The following is a 4,911-nucleotide window of genomic DNA, read 5'->3' as shown; positions in this document are numbered from 1 at the left end:
GATCTAACAGCCTAAAAATATCTTGAGGCTCATATACCTGCATATGGTTTTTCGAGTACGACGCCTGTTCATGAGATGACAACAACGCTGCTTTCAGCATGGCTTGCGCCAATTTTTCGACAGCAAGCGGACGTTGGTTTTTCAGCATGCCGATGCGGTTGAGTACGCGAGAAATCCGTTCTGCTATTTTTTCGCCCAAGCGGTCGCTGTTCGGACGAATCAGCAATGGCGGGCGGAAAATAATAAGGTGCGGAAAATTCAAAGCGATAATTGCTTGCTCCAATTCGCCCTTCATCCGTTGATAAAACAGGCTCGAAGCAGAATTTGCACCGGAAGCGGAAATCAAAACCAAAGTATTGACGCCGTTTTCTCGTGCGGCTTTGGCAAATTCAAGATTTGCCTCATAATCAATTGCCCATTGCGCTTCTTTACTGCCAGCCGCTTTCAAGGTAGTTCCCAAGCAGGCAAACAATACATCGCCCTGCACTTTTTCACGCCAATCATCAGGCTTAGAAAAATCAATCTGATGGCTATTTAGCTTTTGGTGAGTAAAATCAGGATGTCTGCGACCAAAACAGTCGATGGACTCAACCTCTGAACTGGTTGCAAGTAAAGGCAACAAGGATTTTCCTGTTGCGCCTGTCGCGCCAATCACAATCGCCTTCATACTTCAGACGGCCTTAAGCGTTTGCCACGCGGTTCACTTCGCGCAATACAGCTACCGGATCGGCAGCTTTAGTTACCGGACGGCCCATTACCAAATAGGTTGAACCGGCAGCCAAGGCTTCGGCCGGCGTCATAATACGGCGCTGGTCATCATTATTGCCTGCAACATCTAAGCGGATGCCCGGTGTGACCAAGACAAAATCCTGTCCCAATTCGCGGCGCAATGGTACGGCTTCTTGAGCGGAACATACTACGCCGTCCAAGCCCGAACTTTGCGCCAGTTTCGCCAAGCGGATGACTTGTTCTTCAGGGGCGATGTTCAAACCGATTTCTGCCAAGTCGCTTTGTTCCATGCTGGTCAACACGGTTACGCCGATCAAAAGCGGCTTGGTTTGATATCCGGCAACGGCTTCTGCTGCTGCTTCCATCATGCGGCGACCGCCCGATGCGTGCATATCGACCATCCACACGCCCATATCGGCGGCAACTTTACAGGCCTGAGCAACTGTGTGGGGAATATCGTGGTATTTCAAATCGAGGAAAAGTTTGAAACCTTGATTGATTAAGCTTTCTGCCAAATTGCGGCCGGTTGCGGTGAACAGCTCTTTACCGATTTTGATTTGACACAGTGTCGGGTCAAGATTGCGGACAAATCCGAGCGTATCTTTTTCGTTGGCAAAATCGAGGGCGACGATGACGGGAGTACGTTGTTGCTGAGTTTGGAAGTCGGAGATCAAGGGATTCATAAGATACCTGCGGATAAACGGTTATAGCTTCGATTTTAACAGCTTTTGTACACAAAAGGCCGTCTGAAAATATTTTTTCAGACGGCCTCATGATTTTACTTTGGCAAAACTTATTTGCCCAAACCTTTCAATACTTCGGCTTTCACGGCTTCTACTGCTTGGGTGCCGTCAACTTTGATGTATTTCGGCGCGTGTTCGCCTTCCAGTTTGCTGTAAAAATCAACCAAAACTTCGGTTTGCTCGTGGTAAACGGCAAGGCGTTTTTTCACGGTTTCTTCTTTGTCGTCGTCGCGTTGAATCAAATCTTCGCCGGTTACGTCGTCTTTGCCTTCGACTTTAGGCGGATTGTAGGTAACGTGGTAAGTACGGCCGGAGGCCAAATGCACGCGGCGGCCGCTCATGCGGTCGACAATCACGCTGTCAGGTACATCGATTTCAACCACGGCATCCAAATCCACACCAGCTTCAACCATGGCTTCGGCTTGTGCCAATGTACGTGGGAAACCGTCAAACAGGAAACCGTTTTTGCAGTCGTCTTGGGCAATACGCTCTTTAACCATGCCGATAATGATGTCGTCGCGTACCAAACCGCCTTCATCAATGATTTTTTTTGCTTCCAAACCCAGCGGAGTGCCTGCTTTGATGGCAGCGCGGAGCATGTCGCCGGTAGAGATTTGAGGAATGCCGAATGCAGCAGTGATGAATTGAGCCTGTGTGCCTTTGCCGGCGCCCGGTGCGCCCAACAATAATACTTTCATGATGAGTCCTTTTGGTTGACGGATTTAATGTTCAGATAATTTTACACGGCTTATGTTTATCGTTCAAAACTTCAGACGGCTTCTTTCGGGCCGAAATGCTTCCATGCATCGTCGCGCATTCCGATAAACCATGCGTCTTCAGGGAATCGCTCTATCGCGTCTTTCAAAGTGGAAAGCAAGTTTTGCGATAAGGCTTTTGCCAAATATTCTTCCTCATTGGCTTCGGCCGCTTTGTCAGGTTGCTGCGCCAGACCGATTGCACGGGTTTGATGGCCATGAGCCAAATAGTTGAGCGCAATGATTTTTTGTGCCCAAAGCTGAGGAACATCCGGATTGTCTTGCAGCAATACCGACAAAATCGATACGGCAACGGTCAAGCGTCCACCGTTCATACGCAAGTCCAACGACTGGTTGGGCGGCAAAGTGCTGAGCATTTCTGCCATGCGGAACCAAAACTCGCCACTGGCCTGCTCCGGCGCTTCTATTTTCAGCATGTCATAGTTGAATTCTTGCTCATCTTCTCTTACCAGCTTCGCCACGTCGGCAAGCAATTTTTGTTCTTCACGGCTCAAATGGCGGAAATCATTCATGTCTTTTCCTTTCAGACGGCCTTAAGCTTTAAACGCAACACGTACTCTGTCCAAATCTTCCTGCGTATCCACACCGGTAGCAGGCGCTTCTTGGGTGATTTCAACAGCAATCGGATAACCGTGCCACAGGACGCGCAACTGTTCCAACGATTCGATGGTTTCCAAAGGAGAAACTTCCATTTCCGAATAGCGTTGCAGGAAACCTGCACGATAGGCATAAATGCCGATATGGCGCAAAACGGCTGTTTCGGAAGGCAATTCGCGTTTTTCGGCACGCATCACATCGCGCGGATAAGGAATCGGGGCGCGGCTGAAATAGATGGCGTTGCGGTTTTTGTCGAGGATGACTTTGACGACGTTAGGATTTATAAACTCGTCAAAATCGTGCAATTCGTGGGCGGCGGTCGCCATTTGCACATTGTTTTCAACCAAAACTTCGGCTGTACGGTTGATAAGTTCGGGATCGATTAAAGGCTCGTCGCCTTGTACGTTCACAACAATCAGATGCTGCGGCAGTTTCAGCGTATTGGCCGCTTCGGCAAGGCGCGTTGTACCGCTTTCATGTTGATTGGAAGTCATGACCACTTCGACGCTATGCGCCTGACAGGCCGTCTGAATATCAGGATGGTCGGTGGCAACGACAACACGCGCAGCCTTGCTTTTCGCCGCCTGCTCGGCAACGCGTACAACCATCGGTTTACCGTGAATATCGGCCAAAGCCTTACCCGGCAGACGTGAAGAATCCAACCGCGCCGGAATCAATACGACAAATTCGGTCATGCCTTCAGTTCCTCTTCGCTCAACGGGCGCGCTTCGTTTTCCAACATATAAGGGATGCCGTCACGAATCGGATAAGCCAACTTCGCCTGACGGCTCCACAATTCCTGTTTGTCTTGATGGTATTCGAGTTTGCCTTTGGTTACAGGACAAACGAGGATGTCTAAGAATTTTTTTTCCATGGGGTTACTTTCGGTAGTTATATCAAGGCCATCTGAGATGATTCGGACAGTATAAATATCAATATTTTCAGACGGCCTGCACATTATTTGGCACATTCCGAAGAATGTTTATTGCCCTTACACAAAATATCACGCGTTTGCGCCTCAAAAGCGGGCGTATATTTCCTGCTTGCGTTGATATAGTTGTTGCTCATTGTCTTTTTAACAATCTCATCATTCAATTTGTCGAAACGTTCTATCTTTTCAAATGCAGACTTACCGGCCCCATGCTCAAATACTTTTACTATGCTATCCACGTCTGCTTGGCTCAGCACATTGTCAATATCTCCGCCATGCTGTCTGAGATGATTGATTTTTTTCAAAATACCCTTGCCCCGAGGGGAAGAGAAGAAGCTGTTGAGTACATCGACTTCTTCTTGTGTAAATACTTTCTGTACGGCACGCTTTTCTTCATCCAACCATTGTTTTTTCAACTCAGGGCGGCTCAAATCATCTTGCATGTTTTTCATATAACGGCTGATGACCGCCTTCATCTGCGCTTTTTGAGCTTTGGGCGTCATCGTTAACAAGCGCTCATTGTCCTCTTTATTCACCATCTCCAAAGAACGTTGCACTTTCTCGCTATAATTATTGCTTATCCCTTGAATCTCCAACCATTTCATTGCAGATTCATCACTTGGTTTGGCAGCTAAACTTTGAGTAGATACAAATAAAGCTGCACAAGCGACCAACAAATATTTTAACTTCATGATTTACTCCTATCGCGTAGTTTGAAGACCATCTTTAAAACATCTGTGAAACATCTATAAGCATTTAGATTGAAACATTCGCGGATACAAACGCCGCCAAGTCCGGCTTAATTATCGCATAAACAGGCAAGACCCACACATGATTCAGGTCGTGGCCGTTTGAAAATTTGACCGCATCCTTTTCCGTGATAATCACCACATCTGCGTCCGGCAAATCCGCGGCCGTAATATCTGCATGATCAGGCAAGGCAACGGTTTGTTTCAAAGCGATATTCAGGCTTTGCAACGTATTGAAAAAACGCTCCGGCTTGGCAATACCGGCAACGGCGGCGACGGTTTGATTTCCCAAACCCGCCAAATCCAATTTTTCAGACGGCCTATTCAAACGGTAAATCTGCCCTGTTTCAATATGGCTGGCAAACATATTTTCAGACGGCCTGAAT

At 47.7% G+C, this 4,911-nt stretch carries 8 protein-coding genes; all 8 read right to left on the bottom strand.

Annotated elements, in window-relative coordinates:
* On the bottom strand, positions 1 to 667 hold a 667-nt coding region (locus tag ACTHUE_RS10970), incomplete at its 3' end, for an NAD(P)H-binding protein (RefSeq protein WP_440403124.1).
* Between the two features lie 13 nt (positions 668 to 680).
* Positions 681 to 1,412 (bottom strand): orotidine-5'-phosphate decarboxylase, encoded by a 732-nt coding sequence (pyrF, locus tag ACTHUE_RS10965; RefSeq protein ID WP_070461495.1) that lies wholly within the window; start codon positions 1,410 to 1,412, stop codon positions 681 to 683.
* A 110-nt stretch (positions 1,413 to 1,522) separates the two neighbouring features.
* Entirely contained in the window at positions 1,523 to 2,170 is a 648-nt protein-coding gene (gene adk, locus ACTHUE_RS10960; protein ID WP_003746105.1) for an adenylate kinase, read from the bottom strand.
* 71 nt (positions 2,171 to 2,241) lie between these two features.
* Positions 2,242 to 2,760: a 3-deoxy-manno-octulosonate cytidylyltransferase gene (locus tag ACTHUE_RS10955; RefSeq protein ID WP_070585739.1), complete on the bottom strand. Its 519-nt coding sequence runs from the start codon at positions 2,758 to 2,760 to the stop codon at positions 2,242 to 2,244.
* A gap of 21 nt (positions 2,761 to 2,781) precedes the next feature.
* Positions 2,782 to 3,540, bottom strand: coding sequence for a 3-deoxy-manno-octulosonate cytidylyltransferase (gene kdsB / locus ACTHUE_RS10950; protein WP_070843358.1), 759 nt, complete (start codon positions 3,538 to 3,540; stop codon positions 2,782 to 2,784).
* A complete protein-coding gene (locus ACTHUE_RS10945; RefSeq protein ID WP_049329252.1) occupies positions 3,537 to 3,719 on the bottom strand; it encodes a Trm112 family protein in 183 nt (60 codons plus the stop codon). The genes kdsB and ACTHUE_RS10945 overlap by 4 nt, the downstream gene beginning before the upstream one ends.
* A gap of 83 nt (positions 3,720 to 3,802) precedes the next feature.
* Positions 3,803 to 4,468 (bottom strand): DUF2059 domain-containing protein, encoded by a 666-nt coding sequence (locus ACTHUE_RS10940; protein ID WP_440423469.1) that lies wholly within the window; start codon positions 4,466 to 4,468, stop codon positions 3,803 to 3,805.
* Between the two features lie 64 nt (positions 4,469 to 4,532).
* On the bottom strand, positions 4,533 to 4,911 hold a 379-nt coding region (locus ACTHUE_RS10935), incomplete at its 5' end, for a tetraacyldisaccharide 4'-kinase (protein ID WP_440423467.1).

The sequence above is a fragment of the Neisseria sp. P0021.S005 genome (assembly GCF_051956955.1).
Note: the sequence above shows the minus strand (reverse complement) of the source record. Positions and strands in the feature narration are given on the sequence as shown.